13 protein-coding genes and 1 pseudogene are annotated in these 15,855 nt (G+C 68.8%); 6 read left to right on the top strand and 8 right to left on the bottom strand.

Annotation, left to right across the window (positions count from 1 at the left end; translation table 11 throughout):
- Nucleotides 1-197: 197 nt before the first annotated feature.
- From ACIQV3_RS09610 to ACIQV3_RS09600, 3 genes are all read right to left on the bottom strand, one after another.
- Nucleotides 198-1,778: a carboxylesterase/lipase family protein gene (locus ACIQV3_RS09610; RefSeq protein ID WP_403711420.1), complete on the bottom strand. Its 1,581-nt coding sequence runs from the start codon at nt 1,776-1,778 to the stop codon at nt 198-200.
- Between the two features lie 13 nt (nt 1,779-1,791).
- A complete protein-coding gene (locus ACIQV3_RS09605; RefSeq protein ID WP_403711418.1) occupies nt 1,792-3,117 on the bottom strand; it encodes a M20/M25/M40 family metallo-hydrolase in 1,326 nt (441 codons plus the stop codon).
- 99 nt (nt 3,118-3,216) lie between these two features.
- Nucleotides 3,217-3,447: an IS3 family transposase gene (locus tag ACIQV3_RS09600; RefSeq protein WP_403711416.1), complete on the bottom strand. Its 231-nt coding sequence runs from the start codon at nt 3,445-3,447 to the stop codon at nt 3,217-3,219.
- A 577-nt stretch (nt 3,448-4,024) separates the two neighbouring features.
- On the opposite strand from ACIQV3_RS09600, the gene ACIQV3_RS09595 reads away from it, so the two are divergent.
- From ACIQV3_RS09595 to ACIQV3_RS09580, 4 genes and pseudogenes are all read left to right on the top strand, one after another.
- Entirely contained in the window at nt 4,025-4,339 is a 315-nt protein-coding gene (locus tag ACIQV3_RS09595) for a glyoxalase/bleomycin resistance/dioxygenase family protein (RefSeq protein ID WP_403711414.1), read from the top strand.
- Nucleotides 4,340-4,491: 152 nt separating this feature from the next.
- Nucleotides 4,492-4,964, top strand: a pseudogene (locus ACIQV3_RS09590) (transposase); the annotation flags it as partial.
- A gap of 2,052 nt (nt 4,965-7,016) precedes the next feature.
- A complete protein-coding gene (locus ACIQV3_RS09585) occupies nt 7,017-8,645 on the top strand; it encodes an MFS transporter (protein ID WP_403711412.1) in 1,629 nt (542 codons plus the stop codon).
- A 298-nt stretch (nt 8,646-8,943) separates the two neighbouring features.
- A complete protein-coding gene (locus tag ACIQV3_RS09580; protein ID WP_403711410.1) occupies nt 8,944-10,401 on the top strand; it encodes a DUF2252 domain-containing protein in 1,458 nt (485 codons plus the stop codon).
- 456 nt (nt 10,402-10,857) lie between these two features.
- On the opposite strand, the gene ACIQV3_RS09575 is transcribed toward ACIQV3_RS09580, so the two are convergent.
- Complete coding sequence (locus ACIQV3_RS09575; protein ID WP_403711408.1) at nt 10,858-11,226, bottom strand: amphi-Trp domain-containing protein; 369 nt, start codon at nt 11,224-11,226, stop codon at nt 10,858-10,860.
- A gap of 346 nt (nt 11,227-11,572) precedes the next feature.
- Here ACIQV3_RS09575 and ACIQV3_RS09570 point away from each other — a divergent pair, with 346 nt between their 5' ends.
- Nucleotides 11,573-12,037 carry a DUF6325 family protein gene (locus tag ACIQV3_RS09570; RefSeq protein ID WP_403711406.1) on the top strand — a complete coding sequence of 155 codons (465 nt, stop codon included), beginning with the start codon at nt 11,573-11,575 and terminating at the stop codon, nt 12,035-12,037.
- A 492-nt stretch (nt 12,038-12,529) separates the two neighbouring features.
- Here ACIQV3_RS09570 and ACIQV3_RS09565 read toward each other — a convergent pair whose 3' ends face one another.
- Entirely contained in the window at nt 12,530-12,958 is a 429-nt protein-coding gene (locus tag ACIQV3_RS09565; protein ID WP_403711404.1) for a hypothetical protein, read from the bottom strand.
- A 322-nt stretch (nt 12,959-13,280) separates the two neighbouring features.
- Here ACIQV3_RS09565 and ACIQV3_RS09560 point away from each other — a divergent pair, with 322 nt between their 5' ends.
- A complete protein-coding gene (locus ACIQV3_RS09560; RefSeq protein ID WP_403711402.1) occupies nt 13,281-13,556 on the top strand; it encodes an isoamylase early set domain-containing protein in 276 nt (91 codons plus the stop codon).
- 60 nt (nt 13,557-13,616) lie between these two features.
- Here the strand turns inward: ACIQV3_RS09560 and ACIQV3_RS09555 are convergent, their stop codons facing one another.
- The 3 genes from ACIQV3_RS09555 to ACIQV3_RS09545 all read right to left on the bottom strand — a co-directional run bounded on the left by ACIQV3_RS09555 (nt 13,617) and on the right by ACIQV3_RS09545 (nt 15,828).
- A complete protein-coding gene (locus tag ACIQV3_RS09555) occupies nt 13,617-13,817 on the bottom strand; it encodes a hypothetical protein (protein WP_403711400.1) in 201 nt (66 codons plus the stop codon).
- Nucleotides 13,818-13,955: 138 nt separating this feature from the next.
- Nucleotides 13,956-15,035: a glutamate--cysteine ligase gene (locus tag ACIQV3_RS09550; protein WP_403711398.1), complete on the bottom strand. Its 1,080-nt coding sequence runs from the start codon at nt 15,033-15,035 to the stop codon at nt 13,956-13,958.
- A 178-nt stretch (nt 15,036-15,213) separates the two neighbouring features.
- Nucleotides 15,214-15,828: an HdeD family acid-resistance protein gene (locus ACIQV3_RS09545; protein ID WP_403711396.1), complete on the bottom strand. Its 615-nt coding sequence runs from the start codon at nt 15,826-15,828 to the stop codon at nt 15,214-15,216.
- Between the last annotated feature and the right edge of the window lie 27 nt (nt 15,829-15,855).

Here is a 15,855-nt window from a genome sequence, read left to right as displayed (position 1 = left end):
TGCACCCGGCGCGGCGGCGCCCACCCCCAGCGGCTCCGCCTCGCCCGGCCGGACCGCGGTCAACCCAGGGGCGCTGCGCGCCGCCCGAGACAGTGAGCATGTGGTCCCGCCGACGCGGTCGGGACCGGTCGCGGCCTGCGAGACGAGCACCGTACCGGGGCTCGTCTCGCAGCCACTCTCTGACCACCCGTCAGGCGTCAGAGGCCCGACTCCTTGTGCCATATTCGGCGGGACGCCGAGAGCGGGTCCTCGACGACTGACGGTTCGGTGTCCCAGAGGCGAGTCGTCGGCTGTTCCGTGGTGAAGGGTGCCCAGCCGGGATCGCCCGAGGCGGCGAAGGAAATCCAGGAGGCACGGAGCTGTTCGGACAGGCGCGTGAAGTCCCGGGACGGGACCTTGCCGCCGAACAGGAAGCCGGCCAGAGGCCCTCGTGTGTGGCCGAAGGTCGCCGGTATGTCCACGGTGTGACAGGCCCCGAGGGCCCCGCCGAAGGCCGGACTGTTCCACGTGAAGTCATAGAGCCACGCTCGTCCGCCCGACGCGGCGTGTGCCTCGGCCAACCACGTCGCGGGCATCCGGAACAACGCGTCCGAGAACATGGTGACGTACAGCTGGGAGTCGGTCAGATCCGGGTGTGCGGCGCGGTAGTCGGCTGCGGCCTGACGGCCGAGCCCCAGTCCGTCAGTGACGGCATCGAGGTCGAGGTCGCGCATCTTCGCCGAGGCCTGCGCGGGCTTTCGTGATGCCCGATCGCGGAATCCCGCGCGTGCCGCCGCGAACATCATGGGCATGGCCTTGACCATCGCGCCGAGTTTGATCTTGACGAGGCCGCGTTCCATGGCGAACAGAGTGAATTCGTCATGCGTGTAGCCGGAGATCAAGTCGACGTCACGTGCGCACCCTGAACGGAGGGCGAGCCATGGCTTGTCGACCACAGTGATGCCGTCGATGACGGGCGAGAACGCGGTGATGGCCTCGGGAGTCGTCCACTTCGCCGGATCCGCTCTCATCGCCGGCAGAGGCGCGTCCTGTACCGCCAGGAGGGCTTCAGGGGGCACGGAAGCCAGACCGTCGAGGCCCACGCCGACCTCTTCCCCGATCATCGCGGCGATCCGCCGGGCTTCCTCCTCGGGCAGGAACCGCCCGGCCATGCTCTGGACGATGGCACGACGGAACAGACCGCGCGCGCCGGGTGCGGTCAGCAGGGCGGCGACGGACGCGCCTCCGCCGGACTCGCCGAAGATCGTCACGTTGTCCGGGTCGCCGCCGAAGGCCGCGATGTTCTCTCGTACCCATGTGAGTGCGGCGGCCTGGTCGAGGAAGCCCCGGTTGGCGGGTGCCCCCGGTACATAGCCGAATCCCTCGAATCCGACGCGGTAGTTGAACGTCACCATGACCACGCCGTCCCGGGCGAGCACCTCGCCGTCGTAGCTCGGATCAGCGGAGTAGCCTGTCTTCCACCCCCCGCCGTAGATCCACACCATGACCGGCAGTCGGTCACCGGCGCTCCCTGGGGTCCAGACGTTCATGCTGAGGCAGTCCAGGCCGTCCTCCGGCCGCCAGGCCGGGGGCATTCCGGGAACCAGCGGCAACTGTGGTGGTGCGGCGCTGAAGGACGTGGCCGGACGGACACCGTCCCAGGCGGGGACCGGAACCGGCGCCTGGAACCTGAGGGCCCCTTCCGGGGGGAGGGCGTAGGGAATGCCCTTGAAGACCGACAGCCCGTCTTCGGCCGATCCCTCGACCTTGCCGGTCAGGGTCTCGATGACAACACCCATGGGGTGGCTCCTTTCACGTGGAGAGTCTGAGGACCGCGTCGAGCAGGCATTTCCCGCCGAACATCAGGTCGGTGATCCGGGCATGCTCATCAGGTGCGTGGATGAGCCGCATGATGTCCGCGTCGCTCGCGGAGGGAAAGAATCCGACCACCCTCGTGTCGGGGAAGGCGCGGGCGTCCGTGGCTGCCGGATTGATGTACGGCAGGACCCGCGCACCCGGTTCGTGGGCCGCAACCGTGTCGCCCAGAACACGCAGGATCTCCGGGTCGTCGTGGACGGCGTGGCTCACTCTGCCGTGCAGCAGTGAGACTTCGACACGGTCACCGGCAGCCCGTTGCACCTCCTCGACCCACCGATCGGGCAGCTCACCGGGCAGCAGGCGACCGTCAAGCACCACGCTTGCCTCGACGGGCACCACGTTCTGCCGGTGCCCGGCGGACAGCATGGTGGGAGTGGCGGTGTTGTGCAGCCCCGCGACGACGAACTCCCGTAGGACGGGATCGATGGGCAGGCTGTGCGCGCCGGCCCAGGCCGGCGTCCGGACCAACCGCTCGATCGCCTCCGCTCCCTCGCCCGGGTGCAGGTCCGCGAGGGTGGCGAGCATGCGCCGCGAGGTCGGCTGCAGCACCGACTCCGGGGCGAACGCGCGCAGCCTCAGCAGTGCCTCTGCCAACGCGAAGACCGCCGACTCCGAGCGCGGGACGGAGGCGTGGCCGCCCGGTCCGCGAGCGGTGACCCGCATCCGGGCGCTGCCCTTCTCGGCCACCTGGACGGTGTAGACGGGGCCGCCGGGAGTCACGAAGCGTTGGCCGCCGCCTTCGTTGAACGCGAACTCGGCCTCGACGAGGCTGCGGTGGTTCTCCCACAGCCAGTAGGCACCCAGCCGGCTGCCGGCTTCCTCGTCGGCGGTGACCACCAGCAGCACGTCCCGCCGCAGCGGGATCCGGTGCGCGGCGAGGAGTTGCATGATCAGCAGGCTCGCGGCGACTTGGCCCTTCATGTCGAGTGCCCCGCGGCCCCACACGCGGCCGTCGGCAACCTCGCCCGAGAAGGGGGGACGGCTCCATCCGTCAGGCCCCGCGCCGACAACGTCGGCGTGGCCCAGCAGCATGAGCGGCGGTTCCTGTCCGGTCCCGGGCAGCCGTGCGACGAGGTTGGCCCGTCCGGGCTCGGACTCCAGAACCTCGTGTGCGATACCGGAGCGGGACAGCTCGCGGGAGAGGTGGCGGGCGACGGCGATCTCATTGCCCGGAGGGTTTGAGGTATCCAGGCGGATCAGCGCCGAAAGGTGGCTGACGAGGTGTCGTTCCTGGTCGGCCCAGCAGAAGGGCAGAGACATCGGCCGAGGTGACGTGGACATCTGCGCTCCGAAGCCTCTGTGGCTTGAATGGGTACTGGCGATGTTACACGAGTAACAACGCCAAGGAGGGTTAGCTGTTCAGGGCGGGTTGGCGGGGTGGTTGGCGTAGTGCTTCTCTGTGAACTCGATGGGGCTGAGGTAGCCGAGGCGTTTCTGGATGCGTCGACTGTTGTAGAAGCCGTAGATGTACTCGAAGAGCGCGAGGTTCGCCTCGGCCCTCGTTTCGAAGACGCGGCCGCGGACGCACTCGGTCTTGATGAGCATCCACAAGTTCTCCGCCAGGGCGTTGACAGTCGTATGAGTCGCCACCGACCCCATGGATGCCTCGATTCCTGCTCTGACCAGGCGTGCTGTGAGCTTGATGGATGTGTACTGGGCGGCTTTGTTCGCGGACCGGGCCGCCCCGGTCCCATCGACAAGGGGGCGGCGCCCTGCTCCCCAAGGCCTTCTGCCGTGAGTGGCGGACTGACGACGTTGTCGACCAGGGGGGCCACAAGATCGGCGTGCTGGAGGCCGTCTCGCCCCGGATACAGTCGAGCGGTCCACCTCATAGAGCTCGGCTAGGGCCGCATGCGGCAGTCCCAGTCGCGGGTGGGACTGCGTGACCAGCAGCCGGTCGGTGAACGCGAGCCGCTGCTTGGGACCCGCGCCGGGCGCCCTCCTGCGGTCCCCGCCGCGGCGCTCGCGCAGCGACGACTCCCGGGCAGCCTGCCACTTGGATGCGAGTTCATTGAGCAACTCGCCGAAGTGTGCACGAGAGACGCCGGACAGGGCAGGATGGGAACAGGCCGCACGGGCCCAGGCGAGCCTCGCAACTCGACCAACTTGTGCGGCCCTTGCTGCGTTACGGTTCAACCCCGTCGACATCAGTAAAGGCCAGGAACCGATGAGTGACCCGAAACCAGTCGGCGTGACCTTGCTGGTGCTGTACTCGCCGAGGCTTGAGGAATGCCGGCGCTTCTACCGGCACCTCGGCCTGGGCTTCACCGCGGAGCAGCACGGCCAAGGCCCCGAGCACTACGCTGCGGTCCTCCCGGGCGGCACGGTGTTCGAGCTCTACCCAGCCCGCCCGGGACGTCAGACGGACGCCCTCCGCCTCGGCCTGGCCGTCGACGCCACCACCGCCACTCCGGCACTCACCCCGGGACGCCACATCCTCACCGACCCCGACGGCCGCACAGTCGAAGTCCACGCAACCTGAACACCGTCAATCGCGCCCAAGGTCGTTAGCGCGGCCCGCCCGCAGCCGCAGCTGTGCGCCGGGCAGTGACCTGCGACAAGGGCGACCTGTTGGATGAGGCTGATCCTTTGGAGTGGACGCCCTGACAATGGATCTTGATGGTCCAGGGAGGGATGTCCAGGTGGGGACGCAGGTCTCCGTATTCGGAGGAGTTCAGTCAGGACGCAGTCGCGCTCTTTCGGGCCGCGGCCGGGAAGCGAACGTACGCTGCGGTGGCCTCGGATCTCGGTATCACCGCGGAGTTCCTGCGGACGTGGGTCCGCAAGGATGAGGCCCCGGCCACGTCTGACGGCCGTGACGCCGGCGTCAGCGTGGGGGAGGAACTGGCCCGGCTACGGGCTGAGAACGCCAGGCTGCTCAAGGCCGAGCAGGAGTGGCGGCTGGAGCGCGAGATCCTGCGCCGGGCGGCCGCCTATTTCGCGCGGGAGGTGAAGCGAGATCCCGCCGCTGGGGCTTCATCTCCGAGAACCGTGCCGACTTCGGCGTCAAGCGGATCTGCCGGGTGCTCGGGGCGTCCCGCGCCGGCTACTACCGGCACCTGGCCACCGGGCGCTTGACCTGCGAATCTGTCTTGTCGGAAGGCGCAGTTGGGGGACGGTCCGGCTGTCGCGGTCATCGCGGCCAGGAGGTGGGCGGCGGCCGAGGTGCCGTGCTGGAAGTCGGGAGCGGCCTTGCCGTCGACAGCCAGTGAGTCCGAGCCGGCGGTGTCGACCAGGCCGCCCGGGCAGGTCAGGGTCGTGCCCCGACGGAGCGTCGCGGCGCTTGGAGGGACCCGTATGACGAGCGCGCGATCAGGCCCTGAGGTGACGCCGCGGCGGCCCTGTGGCTGAAACTCCCCAGATTCTCCCCAGGGTTGATTGCGGGCCGCACAGCGGCCGGACTCGATCTGGCCGAGGCCTTGGAATTGAAAGGAGATACGCGAGGTTGCCTGGGAATAGGGCCGCAGAAAGGGCTGTGCCTTGCCCGATTACGCCCCTGGGGCGGGTGAGCCGCCCTCCCGATATCCTCGCCGCAGGTGATCTCGGTATGTGAACTCGGAAACTCCCCAGTGTTGGCTGGCGGGGGCTTGGGAAGGGCGAGCTGGCGCCTTGGATGTGCAGGCCCGTGAGCCATGTAGCCTGGGAAGATGTTGACAGAAGTCACGGCGACCCGCTATGTCACGCCCCTGCGCGAAGGCGGCTCGCTTCCCGGTGTCGTCGAGGCCGACGACCTCGGCATATACGTCATGTAGGCCCCGTGGTGGGGCCCGTGACCTGGGAATATCTGCCACTGCGTGGCGCTGACCTGCAGGGATGCTTCTTTCGGATCCTTTCACGGGCTTTCCTGTTTACACGGTTCAAACTCCCCAGGGACTCCCCAGGCGGGGGTGAAACTCCCCAGCCGCTCCCCAGCGGGGGCGGCTGGGGAGGGTCTAGTAGGACCCCTGTTCAACGGGCGTGGCCTGGCCTTCCGCTACCCGTCCGTCCCCGGCGGATCCTCTTGGCGCAGACGTGACCTGGGCGGTAGTGCGTTGATGGGATGGGAAGCCTGAGAGGACTCCCACGGCTCGGCACCGCTTGATCGAGGTAGGGCAGCGCGGCATGGGCTGCAGCCCACGCGCCGGGGGTCGGCCTGGATCGAACGGCAGTACGGGCTTCCCGGGCGACGGTGCAGGTGGCGTCCGAGATCGGGGATTCCGAGTTGAGTGGTATCGCGGGAACCCGGATCGGCAGGGCCCGCGGTCGGCGGGGATCTGGGCGCGCACTGCTCGGCTTCGGCGACAGTGGCGGCCCCCCACCGTCTCCGAGGGGCCGCGTGCGCCGGAGGCGTCGGCACTGCAGGTTCGCTAGCGAGGCCTGAGGGCGGGTCGGGAGAAGCGCGGTGGCTGGCCGAGTGCCACTGGAAGCCAATTCGAATGCAAGCGCGCCGAGGGCGTCGGGGGAGTTGTGGTCGAGAGCTGGATGGTCCAGGCCGGCCTGTTGCGGTCGGTGCCTCGGTAGGCCGTCCATGCAGGCAGGCCGCTGTGTGGTGTCCGTGTGGCGTGTTTTGTCAGTGGATGCGTCCTGACGCAGTCGCGTGGCCGACTTGTCAGGTCCGCGAAAAAATACCCATCTCTGATGTGTTATGCGGATTGGCTCGGTGATCGCCGAGTTCGAGCTTGACCCCCTCGGTGGAAACCATGGAGTTCCCAGGCGAACTCATGACCCGTCAGATGCAGCGGCTACGCGACCTCCGTTGACCGCCGGCCGCCGCTCAGCAGGTCTGGACGGTGCCGCCCGGCCAAGGTCCGAGTCACGTTTTACGAACCCCAAACGGACCACCCAGTCCCAGTCCGCCTTACCGACCTGCGTGGCGTTCGGATCGTCCGTGACCTACGTCTGAGCCTTACGGAGGAGTCCTGGACGTTGTCCAACACCATCCCTGTGTCAGGCCCTCGCCCTATGTTGAGCCGGTGATTCGTGTTGCATCTGACCACCGGGTGGCACAGTGACCCGGCACACCGAAACAGCCACCAACCAGCACCAGTGCTCAAACCCTTACTGTCTCTCACATCACTGTCACGAAACCGAGCGATCGCACTCTGACGCTTGCCGCCAACCAGCTGACGTCCTCGGCGGGTCGGCAGCGCGCGGGCGAGGGCCGCTGGGAGCGTGTTCGCATGGCACCCGAGGCAGGCACACGCGAGAAGCGGGCGGGGGCGGGGGTCGTTCTACTGACACTGGCCGCCGGCCAGTTCCTGATGGCGCTCGACAGCTCCGTCATGAACGTCTCGATCGCGACCGTGGCGGACGACATCGGGACCACGGTGACCGGGATCCAGGGTGCCATCACGGCGTACACGCTCGTGATGGCGATGTTCATGATCCCCGGCGGCAAGGTCGGCGCGCTCATCGGCCACAAGAAGGCGTTCCTGATCGGCTGCGTGATCTACGGCTGCGGATCGCTGATGACCGCTCTGGCCCCGAACCTGTCCGTGCTCCTGCTGGGCTGGTCGTTCCTTGAAGGGCTCGGGGCCGCGCTCATCCTGCCCGCGATCGTCGCGCTGGTCGCCGGGAACTTCACGGTGGAACGCCGGCCGGGCGCCTATGGGCTGGTGGCCGCCTCGGGAGCCGTGGCGATCGCGATCGGGCCGATCATCGGGGGTGTCGCCACGACCTACTTCTCCTGGCGCTGGGTCTTCGCCGGTGAGGTCGTGATCGTGCTCGCCATCCTGGTGTTCGCCCGCCGCACCGCCGACGCGCCGGTCGGCGAGCGCCGGCGTATCGACCTGGTCGGCGCCGTGTTGTCCGCCCTCGGGCTGGGGGTATTCGTCTACGGGGTGCTCCGCTCGAGCGAGTGGGGCTGGTTCCTGCCGAAGCCCGGCGCGCCCGCCTGGCTCGGGATCTCCCTGGTCGTGTGGCTGATGCTGGTGGGCCTGCTCCTGGTGTGGATCTTCCTGCGCTGGGAGGCACGCCTCGTGGAGCGGCACAGGGAGCCACTGGTGGACCCGGCCCTGCTGCGCAACCGGCAGCTCACCGGCGGCCTGACGATGTTCTTCTTCCAGTACCTCGTCCAGATGGGCGTGTTCTTCGTCGTACCGCTGTACCTGTCGGTCGCACTCGGCCTGTCCGCGCTCATGACCGGCGCGCGCATCCTGCCGCTGTCCCTGACCCTGCTGGCCGCCGCGATCCTGATCCCGCGCTTCCTCCCCGACGTCTCACCGCGCCGGGTGGTGCGACTGGGAATCCTCGCCCTGCTCGCCGGCGCGGTGGCCCTGCTCGCCGCGCTCGACGCGGACGCGGGTGCGGAGATCGTCACCGTCCCGCTCCTGCTGATCGGGCTCGGCATGGGAGCGCTTGCCTCGCAGCTCGGGGCGGTTACCGTGTCTGCGGTGCCCGACAAGCAGAGCGCGGAGGTCGGCGGCATCCAGAACGCCGTGACCAACCTCGGTGCGTCCCTGGGAACAGCCCTCGCCGGGTCGATCCTGATCGCGGCGCTCACCACGTCCTTCCTCACCACCATCGAGCAGAACAAGGCCGTTCCGGCCGAAGTCACGGGCCAGGCGAGCGTCACGCTGGAGAGCGGCGTGCCCTTCATGTCGGACGCACAGCTCAAGGCAGCCCTCGAAAAGGCCGGCACGAGCCCGGACGTGGCCTCGGCCGCGATCGAGGCGAACACTGCGGCGAGACTCGACGGCCTGCGCGCCGCTCTCGCCCTCCTCGCCCTCACCGCCCTCCTCGCCATGTTCTTCACCCAGCGGATCCCGGCGACGGCGGCCGGAGCGGCGCGCCCCACGGCCACGGCCTAAAATGGGCCTGACAGGCAAGCAAGGCATGTCCGGCGGCCCCGGTGTCCCCTACGGGCCGTTCGGCCGGTCCGGGAGGTGTCATGGCCGTACCCTCCGACGCGGCGCCCCAGCGCACGCCCCAGCACCCGCAGAGTGATCCCGCGGTCGCCTGACACGGCTGCTGGGCCTGTTGCTCGTCCTGCTCGGAGTGTTCGAAGTGGTGATGGCCTTCGCCGTGCGTTCAGCCACCCGCCGGGCCGTGCCCGCGCCTCCAAAGTGGCCTCCGGGTTAGTCCGCACGGCCAGGAAGGAGCGCGTCCATGTCACCGACATCGCCGACATCGCCGACCTCGACCACCTCGACCACCGCGATGCGCGCGGTGGTCGAGAGCACCCCCGAGGAACGCGCGGCCCACGGCAAGGAGGCCCGGCGCCGCTCGCCCCGGTCGCAGCACGCCGTGTACCGGCCGTCTCCGGACCGGCCTGACCCGCTGGCGACCTTGGAGGCGCAGTCTGCGGCGCGGGTCCCTGAGCTGGTCCCGATCCGCTACAGCAGGATGTCGGAGTCTCCCTTCCGGTTCTACCGAGGGGCTGCCGCGATCATGGCGTCCGACCTGGCAGGCAGTCCCGACGCGGGGATCACGGCGCAGCTGTGCGGCGACGCGCACCTGCTGAACTTCCGGCTGCTGGCCTCTCCGGAACGGCGGCTGATGTTCGACATCAACGACTTCGACGAGACGCTGCCCGGTCCGTGGGAATGGGACGTCAAGCGGCTGTCGGCGAGCCTGGTCATCGCCGGCCGGGCGAACGGGTTCGACGACGCCGAGCGCGCACTCATCGTGAGGTCCGGCGTGCGCTCGTACCGCGAGGCGATGCGCGGTTTCGCCGGGATGGGCAACCTCGACGTCTGGTACGCGAAGATCGACGCGGACCGCCTGGAGGCCCTGACCGCCGGTCAGCTCGACGCGGGCGGGCGGAAGAAGCTGGCGGGTTCCCTGGCGAAGGCCCGCACGCGCGACACCTTGCAGGTCTTCGGGAAACTCACGGAACTGGTCGGCGGACGGCCGAGGATCGCGGCGGACCCCCCGCTGCTGGTGCCCATCGCCGACCTCCTGCCGGACGTCGAGCGCAGTGCGCTCGAGGACCAGTTCCGCCGGCTGCTCGATCGCTACGGCCAGACGATCACAAGCGACCGGCGGGTACTTCTGGAGGACTACCGGCTGACGGACATGGCCCGCAAAGTGGTCGGCGTCGGCAGCGTCGGTACCCGCTGCTGGATCCTGCTGCTGCTCGGCCGCGACGGCCAGGACCCGCTCTTCCTGCAGGCCAAGGAGGCCGACACCTCCGTACTCGCCGCCCACGTCGGCGCGAGCCGGTACCCCAACCAGGGCGAGCGTGTGGTGGCGGGACAACGGCTGATGCAGGCGGCCAGCGACATCTTCCTCGGCTGGCAGAGGATGGAGGGGATCGACGGCAAACAGCGCGACTTCTACATCCGCCAGCTACGCGACTGGAAGGGGATCGCCATGCCGGAAACGATGTCGCCCGGGCAGTTGAAGACGTTCGGCGAGGTATGCGGGATCACCCTCGCCCGGGCACACGCGCGCTCCGGCGACCGGATCGCGATCGCCGCCTACCTGGGTCGCGGCGAGACCTTCGACCGGGCGCTGGCCTCCTTCGCCGAGGCCTACGCCGACCAGAACGAACGCGACCATCAAGCCCTGCTCGACGCCATCCGCGCGAAACGGCTGCCGGCCCGAGAACTCCCGGCGCCCTGACCGCGTACGGATCCGGTGGATCGCCGGAGGGGCCGGAGGCAGATCCCGGGCCCCACCCAGCCGCCGTCCGGCGACATGAGCGATCGGATCGCCCAGCTCAAGGAGCTTGGGGCGTCGAAGGAGCAGGGAATCCTGGCCGGCGCGGAGTTCGCGGAGCAGAAGAGCGGAATTCTCAACTCCTGACGTCACCGGGCCCTGCAATCTGCATCGGTGCTTCGCTACGAAGGAAGATCTGGCCGGTGAGCCGCCCGTCTATTGCCTGAGCGCCGCTCACGCGCACCCCCAGGGCTTGTTCCATGTCCACGCAGCCGCGGCCGGTCACGGTAATCCGCACCAGCAGGACGAGTACCAGCCCCCGACGAAGCAGGGCATGAGTACACGCCTCAAGGTGGCGGCTCGGCTGCGTCGAGTAGGCGCGTCGTGGTGCGGTGGTCGGCCCGATACTCACGGCGCGACTTACGGTGTATTTGAGGCGCGCTTCGCGTTTTTGCTCCTGCTGGTGCCCGTGCTGGTTCGACGGGGCTTGGCGGCGGGCACAGTCTTCCGCCTCGTGGCCTCCTCTGTGACTGTGACCGCCTGCGAGGGCGCTGTCGGGCTCGGTGTGGTCGGCCACTTGAACTCGATTTCCAGCTCGACCTGCCCGCTCCCGACCTCGACCTCAATCTCGCTGCGAAGGTCGTCGGGGATCCGCAGGCTCAGCGTTCCGGAGTCGAGTTCCAGTTCGGCAAGCCCGCCTTCCCTGAGCACGGCTGCGAGTGCCGTGAGCTGGTCAGCCGCCTCAAAACGCGACAGCAAGCGCTTCTGCTCAAACTTGAGGTCCGTCATCCTTGTTTCCCATCCGGCATAGACGGTGCATAACGCCCATTCTGAGGCCATGTGGGGGATCGGACATCCTCGTGCTGCCGCCGCGGCGGCGAACCGCCGTGGCGAAGCAGGCCGCCCAGTCAGCGCGCCTTGCCGGCCGACGATCGCTTCACCCGCCGCCTATGGCTCGTCGGTAGACGTCTCTACCAGCGCACAGGCCAATCCAGCAGCGCTCGGTGCAAGATGCGGGGCCGTCCGGCGGATGCTGCAATGAGAACAGAGCTGCGTCCTCCCACTGACGTGTGTGCGTCGCAAACCCGTTGCCGCAGAACAGTGCCGGGCCGCCGCTCTCACTCAAGGAGTGCTCATGAGCGACGACATCGAAGACATGGGCCCCGTCGACTACCTGGTCGTCGAGTTCCCCGGCAACCGGATGACGGGCGAGGCATTTCCCCTGCTGATCGACCTGGTGGACAAGGGCCTCATCCGCATCCTCGACCTTCGGTTCGTACAGAAGGACGCCGACGGTAGCGTGACGGCCCTGGAACTCACCGGGCTCGGCGACGACGTCGACTCGATGGGACTGGCCGTCTTCGACGGCGTGTCCTCCGAACTGCTCGACCAGGAGGACCTCGACGAAGCCGGCAACGCCCTCCAGCCCGGAAACGCGGCCGCGATCCTGGTGTACGAGAACCGGTGGGCAGCCCCCTTCGCCCGAGCCCTGCGCCGCAGTGGTGCACAGATGGTGGCGAGTGGCCGCATCCCCGTGCAGGCCATCCTGGCCTCCATCGACGCGGAGGAGGCCGCCGCCGGAGGTCAGCCGCCGCAGTGAGCCAGCCTCCGGCCTCAGCCGGTCCGATCGCCCCACATCTGCTTGGTTCCAGGGCCCAGGGCCCCATGCGGCCACGCCAGCATCGCTTTCCTGGTGGCTGTCTTCATCTCCAACATGCCCGAGAGCCTCGGCGCGACCTCAGGCACTATCGCCTCCGGACACACCGCCCGCCAGCCGGACGTGGTGGAGGTCCCTGGTCGCAGTGGCCGCAGCGAGCACCGCTGTCGGGTACGGCATTCTGCGGCTGCTGCCCGAGGCCAACGGGCGCTTCGCGGAAGGGTTGCCGGATCGGTGCTGGCGATGCTCGCCACCTCGATGATCCCCGAGGCGTACAAACGCGGCGGCACGGCGACGGGCTTGCTGACCGTCCTGGGCCTTGCGGTCGCCGGCGACCTGTCCGCGCTCGGATGACCGGCCCGCCGAGTCACGCGCCGGGGGCCCAAGACAGCTATATGGGTAGTCGCCCCAGGGGTGACCGCTGTGAAGCCGTCGTCAGCACTTGAGGCCCGTGGCTGCTGAGGTGGTGGCCTCGTCCAGCTTGAGGATCTGGGGCTGCAGCTTGGCCAGCGCGTCCTGGCCCGTGGTCTCCCCCGGGAGGGCGTCGTATGCCTTCTTCAGGTCCTCGGCAGCTGTCTGGACGGCCGAGCGCTCGGCCTCCTTGAGCTGGCTCGCGTTCTCCTTGACACTGTTCCAGTCGTCCTGGACGGCCTGGTGGGCCTCCTTCACCTGGTCCTTGGTCGCGGACGACGGGCTGAGCGCTCTGAGCTTGGCATTGTCGGCCTTGAGCTCGGACAGGTCGGTGCACAGCTTACTCGCGGCATTCGTGGCCTCCTCCGAGGGCGAGCTGCTGTCGTCGGAGCAGCCGGTGAGACCGAAGACCGCGGTAGCGCAGAGCACGCCGATCACGGGAAGACGCTTCATGGGGACTCCTCAAGTGAGATGGCTCAGCCGTACGGATCCACGCGGAACCCATCACCACATACACACGGCCGAGCACGTTTCGCACCCCCACACTCGCCATCGGGATCTCGCGGATGGCGGGGCTCGCTCGTGCGACGTGGCGCCTCACCTCGGCTCACGCCGGCCACCTCCGCAGCAGATCGCACGCAGAGACGTTCTCTGGGGCAGCTCCGGGCGAGTGAAGCCGCAGCGGCATCCCGGCCGCGTCCGCCGGCGGAGCACCGCGGCAGCCCGAACATGGGCTCACACAGTCGCCCGTCCTGCCGTCAGGAGCCCTTCCCCCGTGCTCGAACGCAAGCAGCGCAAGGACCGCACCGAAGTCACCTTCATCCTGCCCGCCGACACCCCGCCCGGCCCGGTCAGCGTCGTCGGCGACTTCAACGACTGGCGGCCCGGTACGCACACCCTGGCCCCGCGGCGCGACGGCATGCGCGCCGTCACCGTGGCCCTGCCCGGCAAGAGCGTCCACTCCTTCCGCTACCTGGCCGCGGGCGACTACTGGTTCAACGACGAAGCTGCGGACGCCCACGACGGAATCAACAGCCGCCTGCACACCTGAGAGGTACTGCCCCGGTCCGCGATACGGAGGGCAGCGCTTTGGCGGGGCGCGCAGGGGGCGTCACCCGCCCAGGCGTTCAGGTCCTGACGTCGTCGTCCGTACCGGCTTCTCATCGGGAACCAGCCCGAGCATGTCGAGCAGCATCTCCAACTCCGCCGGGCTGTGGGCATGCGCGGCCACCGTACGGCGAGCCGCCACACGGTCAGCCGGGGCGAAGGGCGAGAGGACGGGTGGGTCGTCGCACGCGAACGGATCTTTCATGAGGAGATGCGACCACACCGGCGACGCGACAGCAGCCTGAAAGTGCTCCGCCGGCCACGTCGGGCGAACGGCGAGACGACATCCAGCCGAGCGGCCATTCGGCTCCGTCCCGCACCCGTGAACTCACGTGGTGGCGGATCATGCGGTGATCAGGGCCGCGACCGCCGGCAGACCGGCTTCGGCCAGTGCCCGGCGCTGGCGGTCCGCCGCAGTGCCCTGCTGGAGGAGCCGGTGAACGAGCGCGCCCACTTCGCGGTAGTCGCCGCTCTCTTCGAGAGCAGGCGTGATGTGCCGCAGCAGCATGCACAGCACGTCCCCGCTGCTCCGCATCCGGCCGGCCGGGTCTACCAGCGTGCTGCTCATCCCGTGCCGGGCTGCATGCCACGTCGCGGCCTGCAGGACCTCGGGCCGGCACAGCGCGGGAGGGGCTCCCGCCTTTTCCTCGGCGATCGCGGTGGCGGCGAGCGCACGGACGACCCCGGCGAGCATGACGGCGTCGTCTGCCTCGAGCTGCACGTCGCAGCAGCGCACCTCGACGGTCGGGTACCGCTCCGACAGCCGGGCCTGCCAGTACAACTGCCCCCGATCCGGGATCACCCCCGATTCCAGCAGTCCGTCGGCCCGTGCCTCGTAGTCCGCGATCCCCGCGAAGTACGGCGGTGGGCCGCTGACCGGCCAGCGGCCGAAGATGATCGTGCGCCAACTGGCGAACCCGGTGTCCCGCCCGTCCCACAGGGGCCCGTTCGACGACATCGCCAGCAGCGTCGGAAGCCAGATCCGCAGCCGGTTCAGGACAGCCACTCCGGTTTCCCTGTCCGGGACGCCCACGTGGACGTGCATCCCGCAGATCAGCTGCTCGTCGACCAGCAGGCGGGCCTCTCCTGCCATCTTCAGATACCTCGCCGTGCTGGTCACGGGCACGGGTGCCACGTCCCTGACCGGCGCGGTGGCGGAGATCGCGATGCGGCAGCCGTTCGCCCGCGCGGCGGATGCGACCGCATGACGCAGACGCAGGAGATGGCCCCCTACCTCCTCCAGGGCTGTGCACACCGGGCTGGCGACCTCGATCTGCGCCTGCAGCAGCTCGTCCTGGACCTCTCGCTCGTCCGCGATCGGCGCCAGGCTGGCTGTGGCACGCACTTCCTGCACAAGCGGAGTGGGCAGGAAGGTCTCCGGGTGGATCAGCAGGTACTCCTCCTCGACCCCAAAAGTGATCACGATATGTGGCTACCCCAAACCGTGGTGATCACCCAGGAGAAGATCCGTTTCGGCGCAAAGGAGGGAGGCAAACGGTCGCTCGTCGCGTCAGCGTGTCCCGGAGCCACTTGACGAACCGTTGCAGGTTGTCCAGGACGTGGCCGAAATGGTTCGTTCCGGGTGGGCCAAGGCTCGGGACTCACCCTGAAGGCGTGGGCGTGATCTGTCGGGTGGCGGAGCGCAGTGCGAAGGCCATCACCACCTCGAATACGCCGAGCAGGACGAGCCACAGTCCCAGCAGTCGCGTCAGGGCGACCGCGGAGTCCACCGGGAAGCAGAGCACGACGATTCCGGCGACGGAGCCGAGGGCGCCCAGGGCGAAGAGCAGGCCGCGTTGCACGAGCGCGCGGTCGGCGATCGCGACGTAGGCGGTGAGCACTCCGGTCAGCAGCCAGAACACTCCGACGATCAGGGACAGCGTGCCGATCGTCTGCATCGGATGCCGCAGGACCAGGACTCCGGCCAGGAATGCCAGCATGGAGATGAGGATTCCCGCCAGTCTGCTGCCGCCCCCGTCACCGCTGTGCGAGAAGGCCGTGACGAAACGGAAGCCGCCGGCCACCAGGAGCTGGAGGCCGATGATCACAGCCAGGATGTGCAGCGTCTCGTCGGGCCAGACGAGCACCAGGATGCCCGGGATCAGGGTCGCGAGGGCGAAGCCGAGCGCCCAGTGCCACGAGCCTCCGAGCTGCTTGAGAACGTCCTCGGGATCGCTCTGCCTGCGCTGCGGTGCCGCGTCGGGGGATACGGTCATCACGCCTCCCGGGCCGACCGAAGGCCC

It is taken from the genome of Streptomyces sp. NPDC099050 (assembly GCF_044759865.1).
GTDB lineage: Bacteria > Actinomycetota > Actinomycetes > Streptomycetales > Streptomycetaceae > Streptomyces.
The sequence above is the reverse complement of the archived record's forward strand: the minus strand, read 5'-3'. Positions and strand labels throughout refer to the sequence as shown.

Bases quoted from the DNA above. Each gene is read 5' to 3' on its own strand.
- ACIQV3_RS09580 (WP_403711410.1), top strand. From the start codon at position 8,944: ATGTCACCGACATCGCCGACATCGCCGACCTCGACCACCTCGACCACC.
- ACIQV3_RS09585 (WP_403711412.1), top strand. From the start codon at position 7,017: ATGGCACCCGAGGCAGGCACACGCGAGAAGCGGGCGGGGGCGGGGGTC.
- ACIQV3_RS09575 (WP_403711408.1), bottom strand. From the start codon at position 11,226: ATGACGGACCTCAAGTTTGAGCAGAAGCGCTTGCTGTCGCGTTTTGAG.
- ACIQV3_RS09595 (WP_403711414.1), top strand. From the start codon at position 4,025: ATGAGTGACCCGAAACCAGTCGGCGTGACCTTGCTGGTGCTGTACTCG.
- ACIQV3_RS09570 (WP_403711406.1), top strand. From the start codon at position 11,573: ATGAGCGACGACATCGAAGACATGGGCCCCGTCGACTACCTGGTCGTC.
- ACIQV3_RS09605 (WP_403711418.1), bottom strand. From the start codon at position 3,117: ATGTCTCTGCCCTTCTGCTGGGCCGACCAGGAACGACACCTCGTCAGC.
- ACIQV3_RS09565 (WP_403711404.1), bottom strand. From the start codon at position 12,958: ATGAAGCGTCTTCCCGTGATCGGCGTGCTCTGCGCTACCGCGGTCTTC.
- ACIQV3_RS09610 (WP_403711420.1), bottom strand. From the start codon at position 1,778: ATGGGTGTTGTCATCGAGACCCTGACCGGCAAGGTCGAGGGATCGGCC.
- ACIQV3_RS09545 (WP_403711396.1), bottom strand. From the start codon at position 15,828: ATGACCGTATCCCCCGACGCGGCACCGCAGCGCAGGCAGAGCGATCCC.
- ACIQV3_RS09555 (WP_403711400.1), bottom strand. From the start codon at position 13,817: ATGAAAGATCCGTTCGCGTGCGACGACCCACCCGTCCTCTCGCCCTTC.